Origin of the sequence: Herbaspirillum sp. WGmk3 (genome assembly GCF_023952535.1) — a bacterium.
In the GTDB taxonomy this organism is placed as follows: domain Bacteria; phylum Pseudomonadota; class Gammaproteobacteria; order Burkholderiales; family Burkholderiaceae_D; genus Herbaspirillum; species Herbaspirillum huttiense.
On record NZ_JAKYWT010000005.1, the window covers coordinates 504862 to 528496 of the forward strand.

Genomic DNA, 23635 nt, shown 5'->3' on the forward strand with positions numbered 1-23635 from the left:
CATTTGTGAGGTTTTCGTTCACATTCCACACGGTTTGATGGTCATGAGGGCGTAACAATCGGGCGGCATCATGAAATCGTTTTCATTTGCCCCGGAAACCCCGTGCGTCCGTCCATCAAACAAGTTGCCCATCTGGCTGGCGTGTCCATTGCCACCGTGTCCCGCCTGCTCAACAAGCCGGGGTCGGTCAGTGCGGAAACCGCCGAGAAGATCCACCGCAGCATCGCCGAACTGGGGTTCCGTCCCAATTTCACCGGCCGCAACTTGCGCGCCGGCAATTCGCGCACGGTCGGGGTGGTGGTGCCGACCCTGTCCAACACGGTGTTCGCCCAGTGCCTGCAAGGCATCGAGCTGGCCGCGCGCGCGCTGGACTACTCGGTCATGTTCACCACCACCGAATACCTGCCCGAAGATGAGTCGGCGGCGGTGGAGTTGCTGCTGGGCCATCGCGTCGATGGCGTGATCCTGACGGTGGCCGATGCCGGTGCCAATGCCACGCTGGACCTGCTGGAGCGCGAGCGCATTCCCTTCGTGCTGGCCTACAACCAGCTGGCCGCTGCCGCAGCCGATGCGGATGCCGAGGCCGCCACGCATCGCGCTTCGGTCTCGGTGGACAACCGCGCTGCCGCCTGCGATGCCGTCAGCCACCTGATCGGGCTGGGGCATCGCCGCATCCAGATGCTGTCGGGGCGCTTCAATGCGTCCGACCGCGCCATGCAGCGCTACTGCGGTTATCTCGATGCCATGCAAGCGGCCGGACTGGCGCCGCTGCCGGCCATCGAGGTCGAGCGCCACACGCTCACCGCCGCCACCGATTACCAGCAGATGATGGCCGACCCCTTGCATCGCCCGACGGCGCTGTTCTGTTCCAACGACCTGCTGGCCCTGAGCGCCATGCGCGACCTGCGCGCGCTGGGCTTGCAGGTGCCGGAGGATATCTCGGTGATGGGCTTCGACGGCATTCCTGTCGGGGCGCTGATGCAGCCGGTGCTGGCCAGCGTGGTGCAGCCCTCCGAGCAGATCGGCGACGTCGCCCTGCGTACGCTGGTCGATGCCATCGAGCGTGCGCTGCCGGCGGCTGCTGCCGCTGCGGCGGTCGAGGAGGCGCCGGTGCCGGTCATCGCCGGAGTGCGCCATATCCTTCCGCATACGCTGCGCGAAGGGGGCTCGGTAGCACCGCCTGCACCGGCCTCTTGCTGATGCTGATGCTGATGTCGTCAAGAATTTGTTGTGCCCTCGTTGTTCAACCCTTAGGAAAGGATCTGACATGTTCCTGAAACGTGTTATTCAAACTGCTGCCGGCGCGCTGTTGCTGTCGGCTTCCCTGGCCGCTTCGGCCCAGACCGCGATCTGCTACAACTGTCCGCCCGAGTGGGCGGACTGGGCTGCGCAGATCAAGGCCATCAAGGACAAGACCGGCATCACCGTGCCGCCCGACAACAAGAACAGCGGCCAGGCCCTGGCCCAGCTGACGGCCGAGAAGGCCAGCCCGGTGGCTGATTTCACCTACCTGGGCGTGTCCTTCGGCATCGAAGCGAAGAACAAGGACCTGGTGGCCGCCTACAAGCCGGCCCACTGGAACGATATCCCCAACGGACTGAAGGATCCTGACGGTTACTGGGTCACCATCCACTCCGGCACCATGGGCATCATGGTCAACGTCGATGCCTTGAAGGGCAAGCCTGTACCCAAGTCCTGGGCCGACCTGCAGAAGCCCGAGTACAAGGGCCTGATCGGCTATCTCGACCCGGCCTCGGCCTTCGTCGGCTATGTCGGCGCGGTGGCGATCAACCAGGCCATGGGCGGTACGCTGGACGATTTCTCGCCGGCCATCACCTTCTTCAAGAACCTGCAGAAGAACCAGCCCATCGTGCCCAAGCAGACTTCCTATGCACGCCTGATCTCGGGTGAAATTCCCATCCTGCTGGGCTATGACTTCGACGCCTATCGCGCCAAGTACAAGGACCACGCCAACGTCGCCTTCGTGATTCCTTCGGAAGGCACCGTCACCGTGCCCTACGTGGTCTCGCTGGTGAAGAACGGACCGCACCAGGCTGAAGCGAAGAAGGTGCTGGACTTCCTGCTGTCCGACCAGGGCCAGGCGATCTGGGCCAATGCCTACCTGCGCCCGGTGCGTGCGGCGGCGATGTCGAAGGAAGCCGAAGCGCGCTTCCTGCCGGCCTCGGAATACGCCCGTGCCAAGGCGGTGGACTACGGCAAGATGGCCGAAGCCCAGCGCAAGTTCGGCGAGCGCTACCTGGCCGAAGTACGCTGAATGCAGACCGCAGGAGCAAGCATGAAGAGCATGATTTCCCCGGCGTCCGGCGCGCCGGCCCCGCTGGCCGGCCAGCCGCCGGCGGCGCGTCCGCGCGCAGCCGGCAACGGTGTCTGGCTGTGGTTCGCTGTCCCCGGCCTGACCCTGTTCTGCGCCTTCTGGCTGCTGCCCATGGTGCGGCTGGTCGGCGTGGGGGCCTCGGGACCGGATGGCGCGATGGCCTATCTGTCGGTGCTGACCAACCGCCATTACTTCACCAGCCTGATGTCCACGCTGGCGCTGTCGGCAGTGGTCACGGTCGCCACGCTGGCCATCTCGGTGTTCGTCGGCTTGTTCCTGCAACGCAATCGTTTTCCTGGCCAGTCGGTGTTGCTGGCCATGCTGACCTTCCCGCTGGCGTTTCCCGGCGTGGTGGTCGGCTTCATGGTCATCATGCTGGCCGGACGCCAGGGGCTCATCGGTGCCTTCACCAACTGGCTCTTTGGCGAATCGCTGGTGTTCGCGTATTCGCTGGCGGGGCTGTTCCTGGGTTACCTGTATTTCTCCATTCCGCGTGTGATCCTCACCGTCGTGGCCGCCGCTGAAAAACTCGATCCCTCGCTGGAAGAAGCGGCACGCTCGCTCGGTGCCAAGCCCTGGCAGGTGCTGCTGCACGTGGTGCTGCCCGCACTGCTGCCGGCGCTCATTTCATCGGGGGCGATCTGCTTTGCCACCAGCGTCGGTGCCTTCGGGACTGCCTTCACGCTGGCGGCCAATATCGATGTGCTGCCCATGACCATCTACAACGAATTTACCGGCTACGCCAACTTTGCCACGGCGGCCTCGCTGTCCATCGTGCTGGGCCTGATCACCTGGGCGGTGCTGGCACTGGCGCGTTCGCTCACCGGCAGCGGCGTGGCCGCAGCGGCATAAGGAAGGGCCATGCAAAATCGTTTCCGTTTTTATGTGCAGCTGGGATTCACGCTGCTGGTGTGCGCCTTCCTCGTGGTGCCGGTGGTGCTGTCGATGCTGGCCGGCGTGACCGAGAATTTCTTCGTCGGCTTGTCCAGCGGACTGACGCTGCGCTGGGTGGCCCAGGTGTGGGAGATGTACCAGCCCACCATCTGGCGCTCGCTCATCATCGCGCTGGCCTGCCTGGCGGTGACGCTGGTGGCCGGCGTGCCGCTGGCCTACATGCTGGCGCGCTATCGCGGCGGCCACAGCCGCCTGGCGCGCGTGATCGAAGAGTTGCTCATGATGCCGGTGGCCGTGCCGGGCCTGGCCACCGCACTGGCGCTGATCATGGCTTACGGCCAGTTGCGCGGGTTCCGCGCCAGCATCCTGTTCATCCTGGTCGGCCACGTGATCTTCACGCTGCCCTTCATGGTGCGCCCGGTACTGGCGGTGATGCAGTCCTCGCAGCTGGCCCAGCTGGAAGAGGCCGCCGCCAGCCTGGGGGCGGGGCGGATGCGCCGCTTCTTCGGCATCGTCATTCCCAATGCCGCCTCGGGCATCCTGGCCGGGGCGCTGATGGTGGTCACGCTTTCCATCGGCGAATTCAACATCACCTGGATGCTGCACACGCCGCTGACCCAGACCCTGCCGGTGGGCCTGGCCGATGCCTATGCATCGATGCGGCTGGAGGTGGGATCGGCCTATACGCTGATCTTCTTTTTCATGATCATTCCGCTCCTGATCGGCATGCAGTGGGCGACCCAGGCAACACGCAAGAAAGTCAGTCTATGAAGCCCAAGCAAGAAGCCGTTTCCATCCGCCTGCAGCAATGCGCCAAGTCCTTCGCCAATGGCACCCGTGCGCTGCAGCCGCTGGACCTCGATATCCATCCCGGTGAAACCCTGGTCCTGCTCGGTCCCTCGGGCTGCGGCAAGACCACCACGCTGCGCATGATCGCCGGGCTGGAGTTTCCCGATGAAGGCGGGCGCGTGTTCTTCGGCGACGAAGATGTGACCGCACTGCCGATTGAAAAGCGTGGCGTGGGCATGGTGTTCCAGAACTATGCGCTGTTCCCCAACATGAGCGTGGGCGAGAACATCGCTTATGGCATGAAGATCCGCAAGATCCCCGCCGGCGAACGTGCCGAGCGCGTCGAGCGCCTGCTGGAGATGGTGCATCTGCAAGGCCTTTCGCATCGCCGCGTGGACCAGCTTTCGGGCGGCCAGAAGCAGCGTGTGGCCCTGGCGCGCGCACTGGCGATGGAGCCGCGCGTGCTGCTGCTGGACGAACCGCTGACGGCACTCGACGCCAAGCTGCGCGAAGCCGTGCGCAGTGACCTCAACAAGCTGCTGCGCAGCCTCGGCATCACCGCCATCTATGTCACGCACGACCAGGGCGAGGCCATGGCGCTGGGCGACCGCATCGTGGTCATGGAACGTGGCAAGATTTCGCAGATCGGCACCCCGCGCGAGATCTACTATCATCCCGCCAATGACTTCGTGGCCGACTTCATCGGCGCGATGAATCGCGTGCAAGGTATCGTTTCCGGAGATAGATTGTTGTTGCCGACTGGGAGCCTGCCGTTGCTCGACAAGCTCGATGCGGCCCAGCAGGGGCAGCAGTCCTGTGCCTTGTTCCGTCCCGAAGATGTCGAGGTGGTGGATGTCACCGAAGCCGATGCGCAGTGCGTGCGCGGCAAGCTGCTCAACACTTTCTTCCTCGGCGACCGTACCCGTTTTGAAATCGAAATTGGCATCGAACGCCCGGTCATTGCCGAGACCAGCCGCCGTGGCTGGTGGGAAGCCGGCCAGCAGATCGCCATCCGCGTGCCGGCCGAAGCACTGGTAAAACTGGCACCGCGTGCCGAGAAGGAGACCGCATGATCCTGGGACAGATTTCCGACCTGCACATCAAGACCGATGGCAAGAAATCCTATCGCGTGGTGGATACCGCCGAAGCACTGCGCCGCTGCGTGCGGCAAGTCAATGCCTTGAAGCAGAAGCCGGACGTGCTGGTCATCACCGGCGACCTGGTGGACTTCGGCAAGCCCTCCGAATATGCCTGCCTGCGTGACCTGCTGGCACCGCTGACCATGCCGTATTACCTGTTGCCGGGCAACCATGACGAGCGCAATGCGCTGCGCGCGGCCTTTCCGGAGCACGCCTATCTGCAGCAGGGCGGCGAGCGCGTCGAGTATGTGATCGAGGATCATCCGGTGCGCATCATCGCGCTCGATACCGTGATTCCGCGCGCCAGCGGCGGCGAACTGGCCGCCACCAGCCTGTTGTGGCTGGATGAGGTGCTGGCCCAGCAGCCGGAACGGCCGACCGTGATCGCCATGCATCATCCGCCCTTTACCACCGGCATCGGGCACATGGATGACATGGGGCTGGCCGATCCGCAGGCATTGGAGGCGGTGGTGCGCAAGCATCCGCAGGTTGAACGCATCCTGTGCGGCCACCTGCATCGCTCCATCCAGCGCCGCTTTGGCGGGACGCTGGCCACGACCTGTCCGGGCGTGTCACACCAGGTGCAGCTGGACCTGGATCCGCAAGCACCTTCCTGCTTCGTGATGGAGCCGCCGGGATTCCAGTTGCACTGGTGGGATGCGGCTGCAGAGAGCCTGGTCAGCCATACGGCCTTCATCGGTCAATTCGATGGGCCGTATCCGTTTTACGATGGGGATGAGTTGATTGATTGAAGGTTTGATTGATCTCTTTGAGAGATCAATCGGGGCCGCCGCAGCGATGGGGGAGATGAATGGAAAACGCCAGGATTACTTCCACACCAGTGCAATGACCGGCGGCTCGCCATAATCCTCACAGCGGTCATTGATGGCCGTGCAGCAGAATTCCACATCTTCCACCAGCTCCGGCAGGCGCTGGTGCAGGTCGGCGCTGTGGCTGATCTCGATGGTCAGCACTTCCTTGGGCTTGAGCCTGAACTTGCACATGCCGGCGTCATCGCGCAGGTAGGACAGGCAATCGACCCAGGCATTCATGTTGCGGCCATAGAAATCCGGGAAGCCGAAGGCCGCTGCGCTCTCGGTATGGAAACTGTCCCAGTCGGTGATGCGGTCGCCCGCCAGTTGTACGGTGGCCATGCCTGCTCTCTTTCAGTTTGCTTGTCTGTTGCTCTTGCCGCCGCCCTTGGGGTCGGTGACGAAGCCCAGCTTGGTCAGCCCCGCACCCTGCGCGGCTGACATCACTTCGGCGATCATTTCATAACGGGTCGACTTGTCGGCGCGCAATTGCAGCTCGGGCTGCGGTTTCTTGGCCGCAGCCGTAGCCAGGCGCGCATCCATGTCCGCTTCGCTGACCGGCTGGTCGTTCCAGTACAGCTTGCCGGCGGCATCGATGCCCAGGGTGATGGTCTCCGGTTTTTCCGGGGCCGGGTTGGACTGCGCGGTGGGCAGGTCCAGCTTCAGGGCGTGGGTGAACATGGGCGCGGTGATGATGAAGATCACCAGCAGGACCAGCATCACGTCCACCATCGGGGTGACGTTGATGTCGGCCATCGGGGCCGAGTTCTGGTTGTCGTTGAATCCGCCGAAACTCATGTGGGACTCCTCTCGGATCGGGTGTCGAAAAATTATTTGCGCATGCCGCCGACGCGCTCGCCGGTGGTCAGGTAGGCATGCAGGTCATGTGCGAAGCCATCCAGTTCGGCCAGCACCACGCGGTTGATGCGGGTGAAGGCGTTGTAGGCCAGCACGGCAGGGATCGCCACCAGCAGGCCCAGCGCGGTCATGATCAGCGCCTCGCCCACGGGACCGGCGACCTTGTCGATCTGCACCGTGCCGCTGGCCGAGACCGCCACCAGCGCGTGGTAGATGCCCCAGACGGTACCGAACAGGCCCACGAAGGGCGCGGTCGAGCCGACCGAGGCCAGCAGCGTCAGACCGCGTTCCAGCCGCGCCGAGACGCGGTTGATTTCACGGCGCAGGGTGCGCGTGATCAGTTCGCCCGGATCGGTCGCGGCGTTGAGCGACGGCGTGCCCTGCTGGCGCGTGCCGATGTCGGCCGCTTCGGCGGCACGCTCGGCCATGGGGGTGTAGATCTGTTCGCTGTCCAGGCGCTGCATGGCGGCGGTGGCGTCGGCCAGGGTCGGGGCCTGCCAGAATTGTTCGAGGGCATTGCTGCCACGGCGGATGCGCCAGGCGGCCCAGGCCTTGGAGAGGATGTAGAACCAGCTGGCGATCGACATCAGCAACAGCAGATAGGCCACCGAGTGCGAAACGGCATCGCCTTGGGCCCAGTAGTGGGCAAATCCAACGTTCTGTTCCATGGTAGGTGCTTTCGGGAAAGACGCCGCGCGCACGCGGCAGGGAGTCAATGACGGTTGGCTGGGGGTGAGTCGCTTGGAGCGGCGGCCCCCAAAAAAATTCGCTGCCGGACCTGGTGGGGCGCGGCAGCGTCGGGCATTTCCTGTGGTGGCGGGCTCGGCTTACTTGAAGCCCAGCACATCCTGCATGTCATACAGGCCGGTGTCCTTGTCGGCCAGGAAGCGTGCGGCGCGCAGGCTGCCCATGGCGTACGAGACGCGGCTGGAAGACTTGTGCGAAATCTCGATGCGCTCGCCGATACCGGCAAACAGGACCGTGTGGTCACCGATGATGTCGCCGCCGCGCACGGTGGCAAAACCGATGGAGGACGGGTCGCGTTCACCGGTGACGCCTTCGCGGGCGTAGACGGCGACATCGTCGAGCTTCTTGCCCAGCGCATCGGCGATGACTTCGCCCATCTTCAGCGCAGTGCCGGAGGGGGCGTCGACCTTGTGGCGGTGGTGGGCTTCGATGATCTCGATGTCGTAGCCGTGCGAGAAATTCTTGGCGGCCAGTTCCAGCAGCTTCAACGTGACGTTGACGCCCACGCTCATGTTGGGCGCGGCCATGATGGCGGTGCGCTTGGCGAATTCGGCGATGGCGGCTTTGCCTTCAGCCTCGAAACCGGTGGTGCCGATGACGACCTTCACGCCGTGGGCGGCGCAGTATTCCAGGTGCTTGAGCGTGCCTTCCGGACGGGTGAAATCGATCAGCACGTCAGCACCGGCCAGGCCGCGTGCCAGGTCGGATTCGATGATCACGCCGGTGGTCTTGCCCAGGAACAGGCCGGCATCGGTGCCGATGGCAGGCGAGGCGGGCGTATCCAGGGCGCCAGAGAGGTGCAGGCCCTCGGCGTTGAGGATGGCTTCGATCAGCATGCGGCCCATGCGCCCGGAAGCGCCGGTCACCGCGATATTCAGTGCAGTCATGTAAAACTCGGAAGAAAGAAGTGCGAAGGACGGGGCTTGCCTGGCTTACTTGTTGGTGGCCGAGGAAGGCGCCACCGGCGAGGCTGGCTTGATCTCGCTGTCGTCCTTGGGTTTGTCGCTGAAGCCGGCCTTGGCACCGACCTTGGCATCGGTGATCAGGGTCAGGTATTCGCTTTCGGTGGGCAGGTTCTGGCCGCCTTCGACGTGATCCAGCAGGTCATCCTTGAAGAACACCGAGACACGGCTGGTCATGATCTCGCCGTTGCCCTTGGCCAGACGGAAATCGTAGTCCCAGCGGTTGCTGTGGAACATGTCGGTCAGCAGCGGCGTGCCCAGCACGAAGCGCACCTGGTCGCGGGTCAGGCCGGGGCGCAGTTGCGCCACCATTTCCTTGGAGACGAAGTTGCCTTGCTGGATGTCGATGCGGTAGGGCTTGAAGAAGCCGAACAGGCTGTTGCTCTTGCCGGTCACCTTCACGCCCGAAGTATCGGTGGGTGCTGCCTGTTCCGGTGCCTTGGTCGAGGAGCAGCCGGCCAGCGAGACGGCCAGTGCAGCCAGGACGCCGATGGCGGTGGTGTGATGACGGGACTTCATTCGGGAAAGCATGCGCATAAAGATTTCAACCGGGTTGAGCCATGAGCCTAAAGCGCTATATGATAAGCTAGAACTTACTTCTTAAATAGGCATGAGTGCGTTCCGGGTGTAAAAGGGCGTTCCCCACCGCCCCGCCGGAACGGTCCGCCGGGTCTTCCCAGTGGACCGCCGCGCCTGTTCGAGACCAGTAAAACCCGGGAACCCACTCTACCATGCCGAACAATCCATCCGAACTGAAGGCCAGCGGCCTGAAGGCGACCCTGCCGCGCCTGAAGATCCTCGAAATCTTCCAGAACACCTCCGTGCGCCACTTGAGCGCCGAAGACGTCTACAAACAATTGCTGTCCGACAACCTCGACGTTGGTCTGGCCACCGTCTACCGCGTGCTGACCCAGTTCGAACAGGCCGGCCTGCTCCAGCGCAATCACTTCGAGACCGGCAAGGCCGTCTTCGAACTCAACGAGGGCTCGCACCACGACCACCTGGTCTGCCTGGATTGCGGCAAGGTCGAGGAATTCTTCGACGCCGAAATCGAGAAACGCCAGCTCAAGATTGCCCAGGAGCACGGTTTCGAGATCGCCGACCATGCCCTGGCCCTCTACGGTCATTGCAAAAACTGCAAGAAAGTGAAGAAGTAAGTTTGCTTTCGCTTGCCTGGCTTGATTCCGGCAAGGCTGCATGAAGGAAAATGTAAAAAAGCCATGTGAGGTCTCACATGGCTTTTTTGCGTCCTGGCGCGATGGTTGTGCTGGCAGCGATCAGTGCTGGCTCAAGGCGCTGGAAAGCAGCTTGGCCGTGATGTCGACGATGGGAATGACGCGTTCGTAGGCCATGCGGGTCGGTCCGATCACGCCCAGGGTGCCGACGATGCGGCCGTTGACCTCGTAGGGGGCGGTGACGATGCTCATGTCATCCATGGGCACCAGCTGCGATTCGCCGCCGATGAAGATCTGTACGCCCGTGGCCTTGCTGGACACATCCAGCAGCTGCAAGAGCCCGGTCTTCTGCTCGAACATGTCGAACAGGCGGCGCAGCGAATTCATGTTGGAAGACAGGTCGGTCACCGACAGCAGGTTGCGTTCGCCGGAGATGACCACGTTGTTGTCGGCCTCTTCGTTCATGGCGTCGCTGCCGGCTTCGACGGCGGCCTGCATGAGCGCGGTCATGTCGTCGCGCAGCTGGCGCAGTTCGCCCTGCAGGTGGATGCGCACCTGGTCGAAGGACTGCCCGGCGTAATGCTGGTTGATGTAGTTGGCGGCCTGGGTCAGCTGGCTCGGGGTGTAGTCGACGTCGGTCAGGAGCATGCGGTTCTGCACGTCGCCACCCTGGTCGACGATGACCAGCAGGATGCGCTTTTCCGACAGCCGCAGGAACTCGATCTGCTGGAACATCGATTCGCGCTTGGGCGTCATCACCACGCCGGCGAACTGCGACAGCGAGGACAGCACCTGGGCCGCATTGGTGATGATCTTCTGCGGCGAGCCGCTGTGCTGCAGGCGTGCCTGCAGGCGGCCTTCGAGGGCGCTCTCGTCGATGGCCTCGACGGTGAGCAGCGTGTCGACGAACATGCGATAGCCGCGCGGCGTGGGCACGCGGCCGGCCGAGGTGTGCGGGCTGGCGACGAAGCCCATCTCTTCGAGATCGGCCATGATGTTGCGGATGGTCGCCGGCGACAGTTCCAGGCCCGACAGTTTCGACAGGGCGCGCGAGCCCACTGGCTGGCCGTCGGCGATGTACCGTTCGACCAGGGCCTTCAGGAGTGTGCGGGCGCGGTTATCGAGTTGCATGGGGCATATTCTAGCGGCATATCCGGTAAATGTGACGGCCGCGTCAGTTCTTCCAAAAATTGAACAAAGGTTCAGGCTTGCGCCTGCAGCCAGTCGTGCAGCTCATGCAGGTCGCGGCAGATGGCGTCGGGCGTGATGCCCTCGGGCAGGGTGCGGTCGAAACGGTTCATCCATACTGCCCGCAAACCGGCCCGCTGCGCACCTTGTACGTCCAGCAGCGGATCGTCGCCCACATAGACGGTGGCTGCCGGGGCGACCTGCAGGGCCTCGCAGGCGGCATGGAAGATGGCCGGATCCGGTTTGGCGCGGCCGAAGCGATGCGCCGCAATCGAGACCCCGAAGTGCCCGGCCAGGCCGATGCGCTCCAGGTCGGCAAAGCCGTTGGAGACCGAACCCAGCGTGAGCCGGCCCTTCATGCGCAGCAGCGCCGGTTCGACGTCATCGAACAGCGCCACCGTGCTGCGGGCTTCGGAGAACAGGGCCATGGCCGGGTCGACCAGCGCCAGGTCCACGTCATGCTCGCGGAAGACCTCGGAGAGCGCCGTGTGGCGCAGCTTCCAGAGGTCGATGCGATACATCGGGTCGGTCTTCATCAGGGCCATGCGGCGTTCGCGCAGGCTGGCAATCGTATGGGCCGCCACCACCGCGGGCGCATGCTCGCGCAGCCAGTCGTAGAGCAGGCCTTCGGCGCGCACCAGCACCGGTTCGATGGCCCACAGGGTATCGTCGAGATCGAACAGGACCGCCTCGATGGGCGAAGAGGCGGGCGAGGAGGGCAGGGAGGAAGCGCTTGGTTTCATTACAATGTCATCTCAAATTATGGTCTAATCCGCAGCATGTGGCCCATCAAATTACCCGTTCAGGCAGCCGTACCCAAAACCGTCGCCATCGTCGGCAAGTTCCAGGCCGTCGGCATCGCGCAGATCTTGTCGGACATCGCGGTGTTCCTGGAGTCGCATGGCCACACCGTGGTCTTCGAGTCCGAGACCGCCGAGAACATCGCCCTGCAAGGCTATGACAGCATGACGCCCGAGCAGATCGGGCATCACGCCGACGTGGCCATCGTGGTCGGCGGCGACGGCACCATGCTCGGCATTGCGCGCCAGCTGGCACCCTACAACGTGCCGCTGATCGGCATCAACCAGGGCCGCCTGGGCTTCATCACCGATATTGCCCAGGACCGCATGATACCGGCTCTGGCCGACATGCTGGAAGGCAAGGTCGAAGCCGAGTCGCGTTCGCTGCTGGAAGCGCGGGTCTACCGCGAGGGCAGCGAGATCTTCCGTGCGCTGGCCCTGAACGATGTGGTGGTGGCGCGCGGCTCCACCTCCGGCATGGTCGAGCTGCGGGTGGAGGTCGATGGCCGCTTCATGTACAACCAGCGTTCCGATGGTCTCATCGTGGCCACGCCCACCGGTTCCACCGCCTATGCTCTGTCGGCCGGTGGCCCCATTCTGCATCCCAGCCTGCACGGGATCGTGATGGTGCCGATTTCTCCGCATTCGCTGTCCAACCGGCCCATCACGCTGTCGGATTCCTGCGAGATCGTGATCCAGGTGGTGGCCGGGCGCGAGGTCAGCGCCAACTTCGACATGCAATCCTTGACCAGCGTGCTGCATGGCGACCGCATCGTGATCCGCCGTTCGGCGCACAAGATCACTTTCCTGCATCCCGAGGGCTGGAGTTATTTCGATACCCTGCGCGAGAAGCTGCACTGGAATGAATACCCCTCCATAGAAGGCCGATTACAATAAGCGCGCATCAAGCCCGGCCATCGCGTGCCGGCTCGCTTGAGCCTACTGGCCTGTCCGTCCAACCCGCTGCGAGACCACCATGCTGCGTACCTTAACGATTCGCGACTTCGTGATTGTCGATGCCATCGAGCTCGAATTCGCGCGCGGATTCTCCGTCTTCACCGGCGAAACCGGTGCCGGCAAATCCATCCTCATCGATGCCCTGGCGCTGGCCATGGGCGGACGGGGCGATCCCAGCGTGGTGCGCGAGGGCGCGGCCAAGGCGGATGTGAGCGCCGATTTCACCGCCACGCCGGAAGTGATGGCCTGGCTGGACGAACACGAATTCAGCGGCGAGCACGACGGCGTGCTGCTGCGCCGGGTGATCGACAATGCCGGCCGCAGCAAGGCCTACATCAACGGCAGCGCCGCCACCGCCGCGCAATTGCGCGAAGTCGGCGAGATGCTGGTGGACATCCACGGCCAGCACGCGCACCAGTCGCTGATGAAGGCCGATGCCCAGCGTCAGTTGCTGGACAGCCAGGCCGGTCTGCTGGAACCTGCGCGCGAAGTGGCTGCGGCCTACAAGACCTGGCGCGCCCTGGCCCGCCAGCGTGAGCAGTTCGAGCAGGACGCGCGCAATGTGCTGCTGGAGCGCGAGCGCCTGGAGTGGCAGGTGGCCGAGCTGCACAAGCTGGCCGTCAAGCCCGGCGAATGGGCTGACATCAGCACCGAGCACAGCCGCCTGTCGCATGCTGCTGCGCTCATCGGTGGCGCGCAGGAGGCGCTGGGCGTGATCTCGGAATCGGAGTCGCCGATCCTCTCGCAACTCTCCTCGATCACGCAGAAGCTGACCAAGCTGGTCGATGTCGATACTGCCTTGAAGCCGGTGCTCGACGCGCTGGAACCGGCGCAGATCCAGCTGCAGGAAGCGGTCTATGCCTTGAATGATTATCTCGGCCGCGTTGAACTCGATCCCGCGCGCCTGCAGGAAGTGGAAGAGCGCTTGGAAGCCATCCATTCGACCGCCCGCAAATTCCATGTGCAGCCCGATGAGCTGCCCGAGGAGCATCGCAAGCTCTCCGAAGAATTGAAGCAACTGGCCGATGCCAGCGACCTCGATGCTCTGCGCGCGCAGGAAGACAAGCTCAAGCAAGCCTATCTGGCGCAGGCGCAGAAACTCTCCAAGGCGCGCGCCAAGGCAGCGGCCGCATTGGGCGAGGCGGTCACGGCCGCCATGCAGGATCTGTCGATGGCCGGTGGACGCTTCGAGATCGCGCTCAATGAAGTGGAGCCGGCGGCATACGGCCTGGAACAGGTGGAATTCCTGGTGGCCGGTCACGCCGGCGTGGCGCCGCGCGCACTGGCCAAAGTGGCCTCGGGCGGTGAACTGGCGCGCATCTCGCTGGCCATCTCTGTGATCGCCTCGGCCGCCACCACGGTACCGACCCTGATCTTCGATGAAGTCGACAGCGGCATCGGCGGTGCCGTCGCCGAAGTGGTCGGACGGCTCTTGAAGCGTCTCGGCCAGGAACGGCAAGTGCTGTGCGTGACGCACTTGCCGCAGGTGGCCAGCCAGGCCAACCAGCACTACCAGGTCAAGAAGCGCAGCGAGGGCGGCAAGACCCTCTCCGACATCGACGGGCTGGATCCCAAGGCGCGCGTGGAAGAAATCGCCCGCATGCTGGGCGGACTGGAAATCACGGCCACCACGCGCAAGCACGCGCGCGAGCTGCTGGCTTCCTGATCGCCCTCACACCAAGAACATCAAGAAACCCAAGCTCAACGACCATGCCCTTCCGCAAAGAACCTCCCTACACCCACGGCAGCCCGGCCTCCACCGCCGTGGTGCTGGTCAATCTCGGCACGCCCGATGCGCCCAATGCAGGCGCGCTGCGACGCTACCTCAAGCAATTCCTGTCGGACCCGCGTGTAGTGGAAATCCCGCGTGCGGTGTGGTGGTTCATTCTCAACGGCATCATCCTGCCTTTCCGCTCCTCCAAGTCGGCCGAGAAATACGCCAGCATCTGGACCGAGGAAGGCTCGCCGCTGCGCGTGCATACACAGCGCCAGGCCGCTGCGCTGGCGGTGCAACTGGCCGGGCGCGGCCATCATCAGTTGCAGGTGGTGTATGCCATGCGCTACGGCACGCCTTCGCTGCCCGAAGTGCTGGACCAGCTCAAGCAACAGGGCTGCACGCGCATCCTGGTGCTGCCGGCCTATCCGCAGTATTCGGGCACGACCACTGCTTCCATCTTCGATGCCGTCTTCGACCATTACCGCCAGGTGCGCAACATTCCCGAGCTGCGCCTGATCCGCAACTATCACGACCAGGATGCCTACATCCAGGCGCTGCGCCAGTCGGTGCTGGATCACTGGGACCTGCACGGCCGGCCGGACAAGCTGCTGATGAGCTTCCACGGCGTGCCCAAGCGCACGCTGATGCTGGGCGATCCTTATCATTGCGAGTGCTACAAGACCGCACGCCTGCTGGCGCAATCGCTGGGGCTGACCGATGAGCAGTACCAGGTCACCTTCCAGTCGCGCTTCGGCAAGGCCGAGTGGCTGCAGCCTTACACCGCGCCCACCGCCCAGGAACTGGGCCGGCAGGGCGTGCGCCGCATCGACGTGATGTGTCCCGGTTTCACCAGCGACTGCCTGGAAACCCTGGAAGAAATCGCCATGGAAGTGAAGGAAGACTTCCTGCACGCAGGCGGCAAGGAGTTTCACTTCATCCCCTGCCTGAATGAATCACCGGCCTGGATCAACGGCATGGTGGAGATCGTCGAGCAGCACCTGGCCGGCTGGCCGACCATGAGCAATGCCGCCGCCCGCGAAGAGATGGCGCGCCAGCAGGCGATCGCCGCAGAGCGGGCAAAGGCACTCGGCGCGGATCGCTGATTTTTCAGAAAGCTTCATATCGACCGCCGGCCCGGGGCGGTCTGCAGCCTTCAGCCTGCTAAAATGGCAGGCTGAACGTCTTTACTGTCGCTGATATTGTCTGTCCGGCAATGATCTTGCCTGGTCTGAAGCGTCCAGATCGTTCATACAAGAAAAAAACCGGGGGGTAGCGGCGCTCAGAGCGTGTATTCGCTCACCAGATGCGTATAGCTGATCCAGGCGGTAGCCAGCAGGCTGTACAGGGCAACGAAGATAATGGCCGCAATCAGTGGCAGTTTCATGATGACACCTTGTTGGCGCGACAAGCGATGAGGGGAAGTGGGAATGCCGTCAAACGAGCCTGCCCCAAAGGGCGGGAACTCGAATTCAGTTTAGGTCGGGGTCGAATTAACTTGAAGTCAGACCCCGTAAGTTCTGTAAGCGCGCGTAACATTTTTCTTCTTGAAATCGCAGAAACAGGCAAAAAGTCGCCGGAAAGTGCCAAAAAGCCCTTGAAAAAGCAGGGACATGCCCTACTTGTGCCGCATCCCTTGGCGGACGGCGCTTCACATCAGGCTGCCGCACGCACGTAAATCATTGATTTGTTGGAGGTAATTCAGGAATGCAAGACATGGAAAAACAGGAAAACCCATCCGTCCAGCAAGACAACCAGGCTGCTGACGCCGCTGCTGCCACTGCCGCCGAGCAGGCTGCTCCGGCCGCCGCTGCCGAGCCCACACTGGAAGACAAGCTGGCCGCAGCCGAAGCCAAGGCTGCCGAGATGCAGGACGCCTTCCTGCGTGCCCGTGCCGAAGGCGAGAACATCCGCCGCCGTGCTCAGGAAGACATCGCCAAGGCCCACAAGTTCGCCATCGAGGGCTTCGCCGAGTCGCTGCTGGCGGTCAAGGACAGCCTGGAAATGGCCCTGAAGATCGAAAACGCCTCGCTGGAATCGCTCAAGGAAGGCGTGGACATGACCTTGAAGCAACTCTCCTCGGCCTTCGAGAAGAACAAGCTGCAGGAAGTCAGCCCGCAGGCCGGCGAGAAGCTCGACCCCATGAAGCACCAGGCCGTCTCGGCCGTGCCGGCCGAGCAGGAAGCCAACACGGTGGTTGCCGTGCTGCAAAAAGGCTATATGATTTCCGACCGTCTGCTGCGTCCGGCGCTGGTGACGGTGGCCCAGGGAAAGTAAGCGGACCGGCGCCGGAAGGGGAAAGAGGCAAACGGCATCATTTTTGCTTCATCCGGTGGTTCCGGCGCTTGAAAGTCCGTCTTTCCTCCACATATTCAAACCATTCAAAACACCTGTAGCCCGACATCCAGGGCTGAAAGAACGAAGGAAAAATCATGGGAAAAATCATTGGTATTGACCTGGGCACCACCAACTCTTGCGTTTCCGTCATGGAAGGCAACCAGCCCAAGGTGATCGAGAACTCCGAAGGCGCGCGTACCACGCCTTCCATCATTGCGTATCAGGAAGACGGCGAAATCCTGGTCGGCGCTCCCGCCAAGCGCCAGGCCGTCACCAACCCGAAGAACACCATCTACGCCGCCAAGCGCCTGATCGGCCGCAAGTTCACCGAGAAGGAAGTGCAGAAGGACATCAACCTGATGCCCTACCAGATCGTGGCCGCCGACAACGGCGACGCCTGGATTGGCGTGCGCGACAAGAAGCTGGCCCCGCCGCAGATTTCCGCTGAAGTCCTGCGCAAGATGAAGAAGACCGCTGAAGACTACTTGGGCGAAGAAGTCACCGAAGCCGTCATCACGGTGCCGGCCTACTTCAACGACGCCCAGCGCCAGGCTACCAAGGACGCCGGCCGCATCGCCGGTCTGGACGTCAAGCGCATCATCAACGAGCCGACCGCAGCGGCACTGGCGTTCGGCCTGGACAAGGCTGAAAAGGGTGACCGCAAGATCGCCGTGTATGACCTGGGCGGCGGTACTTTCGACGTGTCCATCATCGAAATCGCTGACGTCGATGGCGAAAAGCAGTTCGAAGTGCTGTCCACCAACGGTGACACCTTCCTGGGCGGCGAAGACTTCGACCAGCGCCTGATCGACTACATCATCGAGGAATTCAAGAAGATCAACGGCCTGGACCTGTCCAAGGACGCCATTGCCCTGCAGCGCATCAAGGCCTCGGCCGAACGCGCCAAGATCGAGCTGTCGTCCTCGCAACAGACCGAGATCAACGAGCCTTACATCGCCATGGCCAATGGCGCACCGGTCCACCTGAACCTGAAGATCACCCGCGCCAAGCTGGAGTCCCTGGTTGAGGAACTGATCGCCAAGACCATCGAACCCTGCCGTACCGCCATCAAGGATGCCGGTGTGAAGGTGTCTGACATCGACGACGTGATCCTGGTCGGCGGCATGACCCGCATGCCCAAGGTCATCGAGAAGGTGAAGGAATTCTTCGGCAAGGATCCGCGCCGTGACGTGAACCCCGACGAAGCCGTGGCCGTCGGTGCCGCGATCCAGGGTTCGGTCCTCTCGGGCGACCGCAAGGACGTGCTGCTGCTGGACGTGACCCCGCTGTCGCTGGGTATCGAAACCATGGGCGGCGTCATGACCAAGATGATCAAGAAGAACACCACCATTCCGACCAAGTTCAGCCAGGTGTTCTCCACTGCCGACGACAACCAGCCGGCCGTGACCATCAAGGTCTATCAGGGCGAGCGTGAAATGGCCGTGGGCAACAAGGCCCTGGGCGAATTCAACCTGGAAGGCATCCCGCCGGCACCGCGCGGCACCCCGCAGATCGAAGTGACCTTCGACATCGACGCCAACGGCATCCTGCACGTGGGCGCCAAGGACAAGGCCACCGGCAAGGAAAACAAGATCACCATCAAGGCCAACTCCGGCCTGAATGAAGAAGAGATCGAAAAGATGGTGCGCGACGCCGAAGCCAACGCCGAGGAAGACAAGCGCCTGAAGGAACTGGCCGAGACCCGCAACCAGGGTGATGCGCTGGTGCACTCGACCAAGAAGGCCCTGGGCGAATACGGCGACAAGCTGGAAGCCGGCGAGAAGGAAGTCATCGAAGCCGCCATCAAGAACCTGGAAGAAGCCCTGAAGGGTGACGACAAGGCCACCATCGATGCCAAGACCGAAGCCCTGTCGACCGCGGCGCAGAAGCTGGGCGAGAAGATGTACGCCGACCAGCAGGCGCAAGCCGCCGCCGGTGGTGCTGCGGGCGCCGCAGGTGCTCAGGCCGGTGCCGCCGGTGCAGCCCCGAAGGACGACAACGTGGTCGACGCCGACTTCAAGGAAGTGAAGTAATCCGGGACTGACGCCTCGTTTCATCGGAGGTCAGCGCTCGCGCCCGGGTGCGGTTTTTCCGCAGCCCGGGCAGATTTTTGAGAAGCATCCACCCGGCCGGGTTGTTTTTTCGGCCAGGCCGGTACGCCGAGTCCGCAGTCAAAAGCTGAACTCGGCTTTTTCACATTGTTGGTTTCCGGTCGTGCTTGCGCGGCCGCAGATGCAGGCCATCGCAGCAGCGACGGAACACAATAACAAGGTGGGTTATACAACATGGCAAAACGCGATTTTTACGAAGTGCTCGGACTGGCGAAGAACGCCAGCGACGACGAAATCAAGAAGGCTTATCGCAAGCTGGCGATGAAGTACCATCCTGACCGCAACCCGGACAGCAAGGGCGCGGAAGACAAGTTCAAGGAGGTCAAGGAAGCCTACGAGATGCTGTCGGACCCGCAGAAGCGCGAGGCCTACGACCGCTACGGCCATGCCGGCGTCGACCCCAACATGGGTGGCGGCGGCGGTGCCGGCGCGGGTGGCTTTGCCGATGCCTTCGGCGACATCTTCGGCGATATCTTTGGCGGCGGCGGTGGCCGCGGCCGCAGCTCCGGCCCGCAGGTCTATCGCGGCGCCGACCTGCGCTACAACCTGGAAATCACGCTGGAACAGGCTGCGCACGGCTTCGACACCACCATCCGTGTGCCGTCCTGGGACCAGTGCGATACCTGCCACGGCAGCGGCGCCAAGCCCGGCACCTCGCCGGTCACTTGCACCACCTGCGGCGGTCATGGCCAGGTGCGCATGCAACAGGGCTTCTTCAGCATCCAGCAGACCTGCCCCAAGTGCCACGGCAGCGGCAAGATCATTCCGGAACCCTGCACCACCTGCGCCGGTGCCGGACGCATCAAGCGCAACAAGACGCTGGAAGTGAAGATCCCCGAAGGCATTGACGACGGCATGCGCATCCGTTCCTCCGGCAACGGTGAGCCGGGCGTCAATGGCGGTCCCCCGGGCGACCTGTATGTGGAAATTCACATCAAGCCGCACGACGTGTTCCAGCGCGATGGTGACGACCTGCATTGCGAGATGCCGATCTCCTTCGCCAAGGCGGCACTGGGTGGCGAGATCGAAGCTCCCACGCTCAACGGCAAGGCGTCCTTCTCCATTCCCGAAGGCACCCAGAGCGGCAAGACCTTCCGCCTGCGCGGCAAGGGCATCAAGGGTGTGCGTTCCGGTTACGCGGGCGACCTGTTCTGCCACGTCGTGGTGGAGACCCCGGTCAAGCTGACCGATCGCCAGAAGGAACTGCTGCGCGAGTTCGAGCAGCTCACCACCGAAGGCGGCGCCAAGCACAGCCCGCAGACCAAGACCTGGAAGGACAAGGTCAAGGAATTCTTCGAGTAAGCCGCGTTTGCGACAGCCGCATTGGCGTCACCAGCAGCAAAGCAAAAGGCCAGCGATCTCGCTGGCCTTTTTCTTGTCCACAGCCTGAATCAAGGCCTCAGAAGCAATGCTCCTGTGCCGGGAAGCTGCCATCCTTCACGGCCGCCACATAGTGGCGCACCGCCTCCTCGATGCCGCTGGCCCCGTCCATGAAGTTGCGCACGAAGCGGCTCTTGTGGCCCGGGAACACGCCCAGCATGTCATGCATCACCAGCACCTGGCCCGAGCAATCGGGACCGGCACCGATGCCGATGGTGGGGATGGCCAGGCGGTCGGTCACTTCCTTGCCCAGCGTGGCCGGCACCGCTTCGATGACCACCAGCGAAGCGCCCGCCTGCTGTACCGCCAGCGCATCCGCATGCAGCTGCGTGGCGCCATCGCTGGTCTTGCCCTGCACCTTGAAGCCGCCCAGCTGGTGCACTGACTGCGGCGTCAGGCCAATGTGCGCGCACACCGGGATGCCGCGCTCGGTGAGGAACTTGATGGTATCGGCCAGCCACACGCCGCCTTCCAGCTTGACCATCTGCGCGCCCGCCTGCATCAGCTGCGCGGCGTTGCGGAAGGCTTCCTCGCGGGTCGGGTAGGTGCCGAAGGGCAGGTCGGCGATGATCAGCATGGTGCGGGTGCCGCGGGCGACGGCCGCCGTGTGATAGGCCACATCCTGGATCGTCACCGGCAGGGTTGAATCATGGCCCTGGCAGACCATGCCCAGGGAGTCGCCGATCAGCACCGTTTCCAGCCCGGCGCGCTCCATGAGCGTGGCGAAGCTGGCGTCATAACAGGTCAGCATGCTGATCTTGTCGCCCTTGGCGCGCATCGCCTGCAGGGTGTGGGTGGTCACCGGCTTGGCGCGTGCCGCGCCCGATTCCTGAAGATAGCCTGCCATGAAAGATTCAACCTCCGTGATTGAGAAAGGCGCGCGGCCCGTGCATCTCCTGGATGTGCTGCAGCAGGATGGCCAGATCGGCATCGCTGTGGGCCGGATCCAGATGCTCGGTGTTGACGGTCAGTACCGGCGCGTCTTGGTAATGATAGAAAAATTGACTGTAGCACTCCGACAGCCGTTGCAGGTAATCCAGGGAGATGGCTTCCTCCATGGCGATCCCCCGCGTTGTGATGCGCGTTTGCAAAACATCGGCCGGTGCCTGCAGGTGGATCACCAGGTCCGGCACCCGCGCCTTGGGCTGCAACTGGCGATACAAGGCGTCATAAAGCGCCAGTTCATCGCCGGCAAGGGTCAACTGGGCGAACAGGATGTTCTTTTCCAGCATGAAGTCGGCAATGAAGCGTCCCTCCAGCTGCGCCGGATCCAGCGGTGCCTGCAACTGCCCCATGCGCTGCAGGAGGAAAAAAACCTGGGTCTGGAAGGCATGCCGTGCAGCATCCCGGTAAAACTCGGCCAGGAAGGGATTGCCTTCCGGCTGCTCCAGCACCGACTGTGCGCCCCAGAGCGCCGACAGGCGCGTGGCCAGCGAAGTCTTGCCAGCCCCGATCGGGCCGTCGATTGCGATATAGCGATAGCTTTCCAGTTCCATGGTGTCTTTCCCCCGGCACGCCGGGTGCGGCATTGTAGTTGATTTCATTGCGGCCGGCCTGAATGGCCGACCTGGCTTTTTGTTAATTCTTGGCAACTTTTCGATGATTGTCCGTTGGTGCAGACAACTCAACCGGAATTCGGCCTTTATTCCACGCAAGGCGAGACCCGGGCAGCCAGCACAATAGGCTGAGGGTCAGTGCGCGCAGGATAGACCCGCTGCAAGCTGCATTAGTGCCGGGCGGCAGTGGGTGCAGGGGTGCTGAATCGCCTTTGTCGCCGCCAACTTCGCCTGCGCACCGGGCGGTTTTGCCAAAGAAGCGCCCGTAGTTGCCGTAAACACCGTCAAGGGCGGGCTGTGTGCATCGCGATCATGGCCGTGCGCTTTGCCCCGAGCTGACAACAACCAACAGGAAAACGTGGCTGTGAAATCGCTTCGCAATATCTTGCCGATGCTGTGCCTGGTGAATCTGCTGCTGTTCATGATGCTGGCCCAGCACTGGTGGCTGGGGGCACTGGTCGGCCTGCTGATCGGCGGGGCCTTCTACCTGACTTGCCTGCCTGCCCCGGCGGTGCCCGCCATGGCCGCGCCGCAGCCATCCTTGCCACCTGCGGCAGCGCTTGCTGCCGGGCTGCAGAGAGAGCCGGTGATGGCAGCCGAGCCGGCTGGCGCAGTTGCGAGCACCGCGCCACTGGCCGAACTGGTCCGAGAAGTGCTGCCGGTGTGGCAGGGCAATGTGCAACTGGCGCGGGCCCAGACGCAATCGGCCATCGACGGCTTGACGGCCCGCTTCGTCGGCATCCACGAGCGCCTGGGCGGCGCACTGGACCCCGCCCGACATAGCGCCAACGGCGAGATCCTGCAGACCGTGCAGCACGCTGCTGAACAATTGGGTGCGATTGCCTCGGCGCTGGAAGGCATGCTGGCCTCGCGCCAGGTGCTGGTGACCAAGTTCGACAGCCTGATGGTGGCCAATGACGAGATTCGCCGCCTGGCCCAGCAGAACGAGCAACTGGCCGGCCAGACCGGCGTGACAGATCTGCTCAGCGACGAGCAGAGCTGGCAGGAACTGGCCGAGCGCTCGGCCGAGAACAGCCGCCAGATCGCTGCCCGCGCCAAGAGCGCGCGCCAGCAGATCATGGCGGCCATCGGTGCCACCGGGGATGCGGCTGATACCGAAGGCATCGCCGAAAACTCGCGCGCCGTGATCGACCAGATCATCGCCGACTTCCGCCACTCCGCCATGAAGCTCACCACGACCATGGAAACGCTGGAAGACGAAGGCCGCGAAGTCGACCGCGAAGTGTGCGACATCCTGGTCCACCTGCAATTCCAGGACCGCATCAGCCAGATCCTGGATCACGTGCAGCAGGACATCCTGCGCCTGCGCAACGCGGCCGCCGAGGCGCGGGCGCTGCCCTCGCCGCAGCAGTGGCTGACTGATCTTGAAAAGACCTATACCACCCAGGAACAACGCCAGATGCATGCCGGCCAGCAGGGCCATCCCGCGCCACCGTCGCAGGTGGATTTTTTCTGAGATCACGAGGCACCGAGATGGAAAAATGCATATTGATCGTCGACGATTCCTTCAGCCTGCGGCAGACCATCACAGCGGCCTTGAAGAGCGCCGGCTATCAGGTCGAAGAAGCGGCTGACGGCCTGGAAGCGCTGAAGAAACTGGATGGCCGCAAGTTCAATCTGGTCATTTCCGACCTCAACATGCCCAATCTGGATGGCCTGTCCTTCGTGCGCGAGATGAAGCAGATGCCTGCCTACAAATTCACCCCCGTCATCATGCTGACTACCGAAAGCAGCGAAGCGCGCAAGCAGGAAGGCAAGGCCGCCGGCATCCGCGCCTGGGTGCACAAGCCCTTCCTGCCGCCGGTGCTGCTCGATGCCGTAGCCAAGCTGGTACAGCCGTGAGCCATACCACGGACCCTT

At 63.2% G+C, this 23635-nt stretch carries 24 protein-coding genes; 15 read left to right on the forward strand and 9 right to left on the reverse strand.

What is annotated here, in order from left to right; translation table 11 throughout:
* Positions 1–102: 102 nt before the first annotated feature.
* The 6 genes from MKD49_RS20830 (at position 103) to MKD49_RS20855 (ending at position 5909) form a co-directional block, all read left to right on the forward strand.
* Complete coding sequence (locus MKD49_RS20830) at positions 103–1200, forward strand: substrate-binding domain-containing protein (protein WP_252697251.1); 1098 nt, start codon at positions 103–105, stop codon at positions 1198–1200.
* 67 nt (positions 1201–1267) lie between these two features.
* The gene (locus MKD49_RS20835) at positions 1268–2275 is read left to right on the forward strand and encodes an ABC transporter substrate-binding protein (RefSeq protein ID WP_034338144.1); all 1008 of its coding nucleotides are present in this window, start codon (positions 1268–1270) and stop codon (positions 2273–2275) included.
* 21 nt (positions 2276–2296) lie between these two features.
* Positions 2297–3187 (forward strand): ABC transporter permease, encoded by an 891-nt coding sequence (locus tag MKD49_RS20840; RefSeq protein WP_121042947.1) that lies wholly within the window; start codon positions 2297–2299, stop codon positions 3185–3187.
* Positions 3188–3196: 9 nt separating this feature from the next.
* Positions 3197–4000: an ABC transporter permease gene (locus MKD49_RS20845; protein WP_121042949.1), complete on the forward strand. Its 804-nt coding sequence runs from the start codon at positions 3197–3199 to the stop codon at positions 3998–4000.
* Positions 3997–5091, forward strand: coding sequence for an ABC transporter ATP-binding protein (locus MKD49_RS20850; RefSeq protein WP_252697252.1), 1095 nt, complete (start codon positions 3997–3999; stop codon positions 5089–5091). The genes MKD49_RS20845 and MKD49_RS20850 overlap by 4 nt, the downstream gene beginning before the upstream one ends.
* Positions 5088–5909 carry a phosphodiesterase gene (locus MKD49_RS20855; RefSeq protein ID WP_252697253.1) on the forward strand — a complete coding sequence of 274 codons (822 nt, stop codon included), beginning with the start codon at positions 5088–5090 and terminating at the stop codon, positions 5907–5909. The genes MKD49_RS20850 and MKD49_RS20855 overlap by 4 nt, the downstream gene beginning before the upstream one ends.
* A 75-nt stretch (positions 5910–5984) precedes the next feature.
* Here MKD49_RS20855 and MKD49_RS20860 read toward each other — a convergent pair whose 3' ends face one another.
* The 5 genes from MKD49_RS20860 to MKD49_RS20880 form a co-directional block, all read right to left on the reverse strand.
* On the reverse strand, positions 5985–6311 hold the full coding sequence (locus tag MKD49_RS20860; protein ID WP_252697254.1) for a barstar family protein: 327 nt from the start codon (positions 6309–6311) through the stop codon (positions 5985–5987).
* 12 nt (positions 6312–6323) lie between these two features.
* Positions 6324–6767, reverse strand: coding sequence for a biopolymer transporter ExbD (locus MKD49_RS20865; RefSeq protein ID WP_034341028.1), 444 nt, complete (start codon positions 6765–6767; stop codon positions 6324–6326).
* Between the two features lie 32 nt (positions 6768–6799).
* A complete protein-coding gene (locus MKD49_RS20870) occupies positions 6800–7495 on the reverse strand; it encodes a MotA/TolQ/ExbB proton channel family protein (RefSeq protein ID WP_034341031.1) in 696 nt (231 codons plus the stop codon).
* A gap of 159 nt (positions 7496–7654) precedes the next feature.
* Entirely contained in the window at positions 7655–8461 is an 807-nt protein-coding gene (gene dapB / locus MKD49_RS20875; RefSeq protein WP_252697255.1) for a 4-hydroxy-tetrahydrodipicolinate reductase, read from the reverse strand.
* A 45-nt stretch (positions 8462–8506) separates the two neighbouring features.
* Complete coding sequence (locus MKD49_RS20880; protein ID WP_134135512.1) at positions 8507–9055, reverse strand: outer membrane protein assembly factor BamE; 549 nt, start codon at positions 9053–9055, stop codon at positions 8507–8509.
* Positions 9056–9267: 212 nt separating this feature from the next.
* Here MKD49_RS20880 and fur point away from each other — a divergent pair, with 212 nt between their 5' ends.
* Positions 9268–9693 carry a ferric iron uptake transcriptional regulator gene (fur, locus tag MKD49_RS20885; RefSeq protein ID WP_034341048.1) on the forward strand — a complete coding sequence of 142 codons (426 nt, stop codon included), beginning with the start codon at positions 9268–9270 and terminating at the stop codon, positions 9691–9693.
* Positions 9694–9813: 120 nt separating this feature from the next.
* Here fur and hrcA read toward each other — a convergent pair whose 3' ends face one another.
* Together hrcA and MKD49_RS20895 are read right to left on the reverse strand one after the other, a co-directional pair.
* Positions 9814–10842 (reverse strand): heat-inducible transcriptional repressor HrcA, encoded by a 1029-nt coding sequence (gene hrcA / locus MKD49_RS20890; RefSeq protein WP_034341051.1) that lies wholly within the window; start codon positions 10840–10842, stop codon positions 9814–9816.
* 71 nt (positions 10843–10913) lie between these two features.
* Positions 10914–11642 (reverse strand): HAD family hydrolase, encoded by a 729-nt coding sequence (locus MKD49_RS20895; protein ID WP_252697256.1) that lies wholly within the window; start codon positions 11640–11642, stop codon positions 10914–10916.
* Between the two features lie 36 nt (positions 11643–11678).
* Here MKD49_RS20895 and MKD49_RS20900 point away from each other — a divergent pair, with 36 nt between their 5' ends.
* The 6 genes from MKD49_RS20900 to dnaJ all read left to right on the forward strand — a co-directional run bounded on the left by MKD49_RS20900 (position 11679) and on the right by dnaJ (position 20120).
* A complete protein-coding gene (locus MKD49_RS20900) occupies positions 11679–12596 on the forward strand; it encodes an NAD kinase (protein WP_039785185.1) in 918 nt (305 codons plus the stop codon).
* A 79-nt stretch (positions 12597–12675) separates the two neighbouring features.
* Complete coding sequence (recN, locus tag MKD49_RS20905) at positions 12676–14322, forward strand: DNA repair protein RecN (protein ID WP_204726073.1); 1647 nt, start codon at positions 12676–12678, stop codon at positions 14320–14322.
* A gap of 44 nt (positions 14323–14366) precedes the next feature.
* Positions 14367–15476 carry a ferrochelatase gene (gene hemH, locus MKD49_RS20910; protein WP_034341062.1) on the forward strand — a complete coding sequence of 370 codons (1110 nt, stop codon included), beginning with the start codon at positions 14367–14369 and terminating at the stop codon, positions 15474–15476.
* 601 nt (positions 15477–16077) lie between these two features.
* The gene (gene grpE / locus MKD49_RS20915) at positions 16078–16647 is read left to right on the forward strand and encodes a nucleotide exchange factor GrpE (RefSeq protein ID WP_039785190.1); all 570 of its coding nucleotides are present in this window, start codon (positions 16078–16080) and stop codon (positions 16645–16647) included.
* Positions 16648–16802: 155 nt separating this feature from the next.
* Positions 16803–18740 (forward strand): molecular chaperone DnaK, encoded by a 1938-nt coding sequence (dnaK, locus tag MKD49_RS20920; protein ID WP_252697257.1) that lies wholly within the window; start codon positions 16803–16805, stop codon positions 18738–18740.
* A gap of 252 nt (positions 18741–18992) precedes the next feature.
* Positions 18993–20120, forward strand: a complete 1128-nt coding sequence (gene dnaJ / locus MKD49_RS20925) for a molecular chaperone DnaJ (RefSeq protein ID WP_121042964.1) — start codon at positions 18993–18995, stop codon at positions 20118–20120.
* Between the two features lie 97 nt (positions 20121–20217).
* Here dnaJ and panB read toward each other — a convergent pair whose 3' ends face one another.
* Both panB and MKD49_RS20935 read right to left on the reverse strand, forming a co-directional pair.
* Complete coding sequence (gene panB / locus MKD49_RS20930; RefSeq protein WP_121042966.1) at positions 20218–21045, reverse strand: 3-methyl-2-oxobutanoate hydroxymethyltransferase; 828 nt, start codon at positions 21043–21045, stop codon at positions 20218–20220.
* Positions 21046–21052: 7 nt separating this feature from the next.
* Positions 21053–21694: a deoxynucleoside kinase gene (locus MKD49_RS20935; RefSeq protein ID WP_204726072.1), complete on the reverse strand. Its 642-nt coding sequence runs from the start codon at positions 21692–21694 to the stop codon at positions 21053–21055.
* Between the two features lie 424 nt (positions 21695–22118).
* Here MKD49_RS20935 and MKD49_RS20940 point away from each other — a divergent pair, with 424 nt between their 5' ends.
* Positions 22119–23231 carry a chemotaxis protein gene (locus tag MKD49_RS20940; protein ID WP_252697258.1) on the forward strand — a complete coding sequence of 371 codons (1113 nt, stop codon included), beginning with the start codon at positions 22119–22121 and terminating at the stop codon, positions 23229–23231.
* A gap of 17 nt (positions 23232–23248) precedes the next feature.
* Positions 23249–23617: a response regulator gene (locus MKD49_RS20945; RefSeq protein WP_039785198.1), complete on the forward strand. Its 369-nt coding sequence runs from the start codon at positions 23249–23251 to the stop codon at positions 23615–23617.
* Positions 23618–23635 lie beyond the last annotated feature (18 nt).

Coding starts and splice junctions, on each gene's coding strand:
- MKD49_RS20860 (WP_252697254.1), bottom strand. CDS start 6,311: ATGGCCACCGTACAACTGGCGGGCGACCGCATCACCGACTGGGACAGT.
- MKD49_RS20855 (WP_252697253.1), top strand. CDS start 5,088: ATGATCCTGGGACAGATTTCCGACCTGCACATCAAGACCGATGGCAAG.
- hemH (WP_034341062.1), top strand. CDS start 14,367: ATGCCCTTCCGCAAAGAACCTCCCTACACCCACGGCAGCCCGGCCTCC.
- MKD49_RS20845 (WP_121042949.1), top strand. CDS start 3,197: ATGCAAAATCGTTTCCGTTTTTATGTGCAGCTGGGATTCACGCTGCTG.
- MKD49_RS20850 (WP_252697252.1), top strand. CDS start 3,997: ATGAAGCCCAAGCAAGAAGCCGTTTCCATCCGCCTGCAGCAATGCGCC.
- grpE (WP_039785190.1), top strand. CDS start 16,078: ATGCAAGACATGGAAAAACAGGAAAACCCATCCGTCCAGCAAGACAAC.
- panB (WP_121042966.1), bottom strand. CDS start 21,045: ATGGCAGGCTATCTTCAGGAATCGGGCGCGGCACGCGCCAAGCCGGTG.
- MKD49_RS20945 (WP_039785198.1), top strand. CDS start 23,249: ATGGAAAAATGCATATTGATCGTCGACGATTCCTTCAGCCTGCGGCAG.
- MKD49_RS20835 (WP_034338144.1), top strand. CDS start 1,268: ATGTTCCTGAAACGTGTTATTCAAACTGCTGCCGGCGCGCTGTTGCTG.
- MKD49_RS20865 (WP_034341028.1), bottom strand. CDS start 6,767: ATGAGTTTCGGCGGATTCAACGACAACCAGAACTCGGCCCCGATGGCC.
- dnaJ (WP_121042964.1), top strand. CDS start 18,993: ATGGCAAAACGCGATTTTTACGAAGTGCTCGGACTGGCGAAGAACGCC.
- MKD49_RS20870 (WP_034341031.1), bottom strand. CDS start 7,495: ATGGAACAGAACGTTGGATTTGCCCACTACTGGGCCCAAGGCGATGCC.
- MKD49_RS20900 (WP_039785185.1), top strand. CDS start 11,679: ATGTGGCCCATCAAATTACCCGTTCAGGCAGCCGTACCCAAAACCGTC.
- MKD49_RS20840 (WP_121042947.1), top strand. CDS start 2,297: ATGAAGAGCATGATTTCCCCGGCGTCCGGCGCGCCGGCCCCGCTGGCC.
- MKD49_RS20895 (WP_252697256.1), bottom strand. CDS start 11,642: ATGAAACCAAGCGCTTCCTCCCTGCCCTCCTCGCCCGCCTCTTCGCCC.
- MKD49_RS20935 (WP_204726072.1), bottom strand. CDS start 21,694: ATGGAACTGGAAAGCTATCGCTATATCGCAATCGACGGCCCGATCGGG.
- MKD49_RS20880 (WP_134135512.1), bottom strand. CDS start 9,055: ATGAAGTCCCGTCATCACACCACCGCCATCGGCGTCCTGGCTGCACTG.
- dapB (WP_252697255.1), bottom strand. CDS start 8,461: ATGACTGCACTGAATATCGCGGTGACCGGCGCTTCCGGGCGCATGGGC.
- hrcA (WP_034341051.1), bottom strand. CDS start 10,842: ATGCAACTCGATAACCGCGCCCGCACACTCCTGAAGGCCCTGGTCGAA.
- fur (WP_034341048.1), top strand. CDS start 9,268: ATGCCGAACAATCCATCCGAACTGAAGGCCAGCGGCCTGAAGGCGACC.
- dnaK (WP_252697257.1), top strand. CDS start 16,803: ATGGGAAAAATCATTGGTATTGACCTGGGCACCACCAACTCTTGCGTT.
- recN (WP_204726073.1), top strand. CDS start 12,676: ATGCTGCGTACCTTAACGATTCGCGACTTCGTGATTGTCGATGCCATC.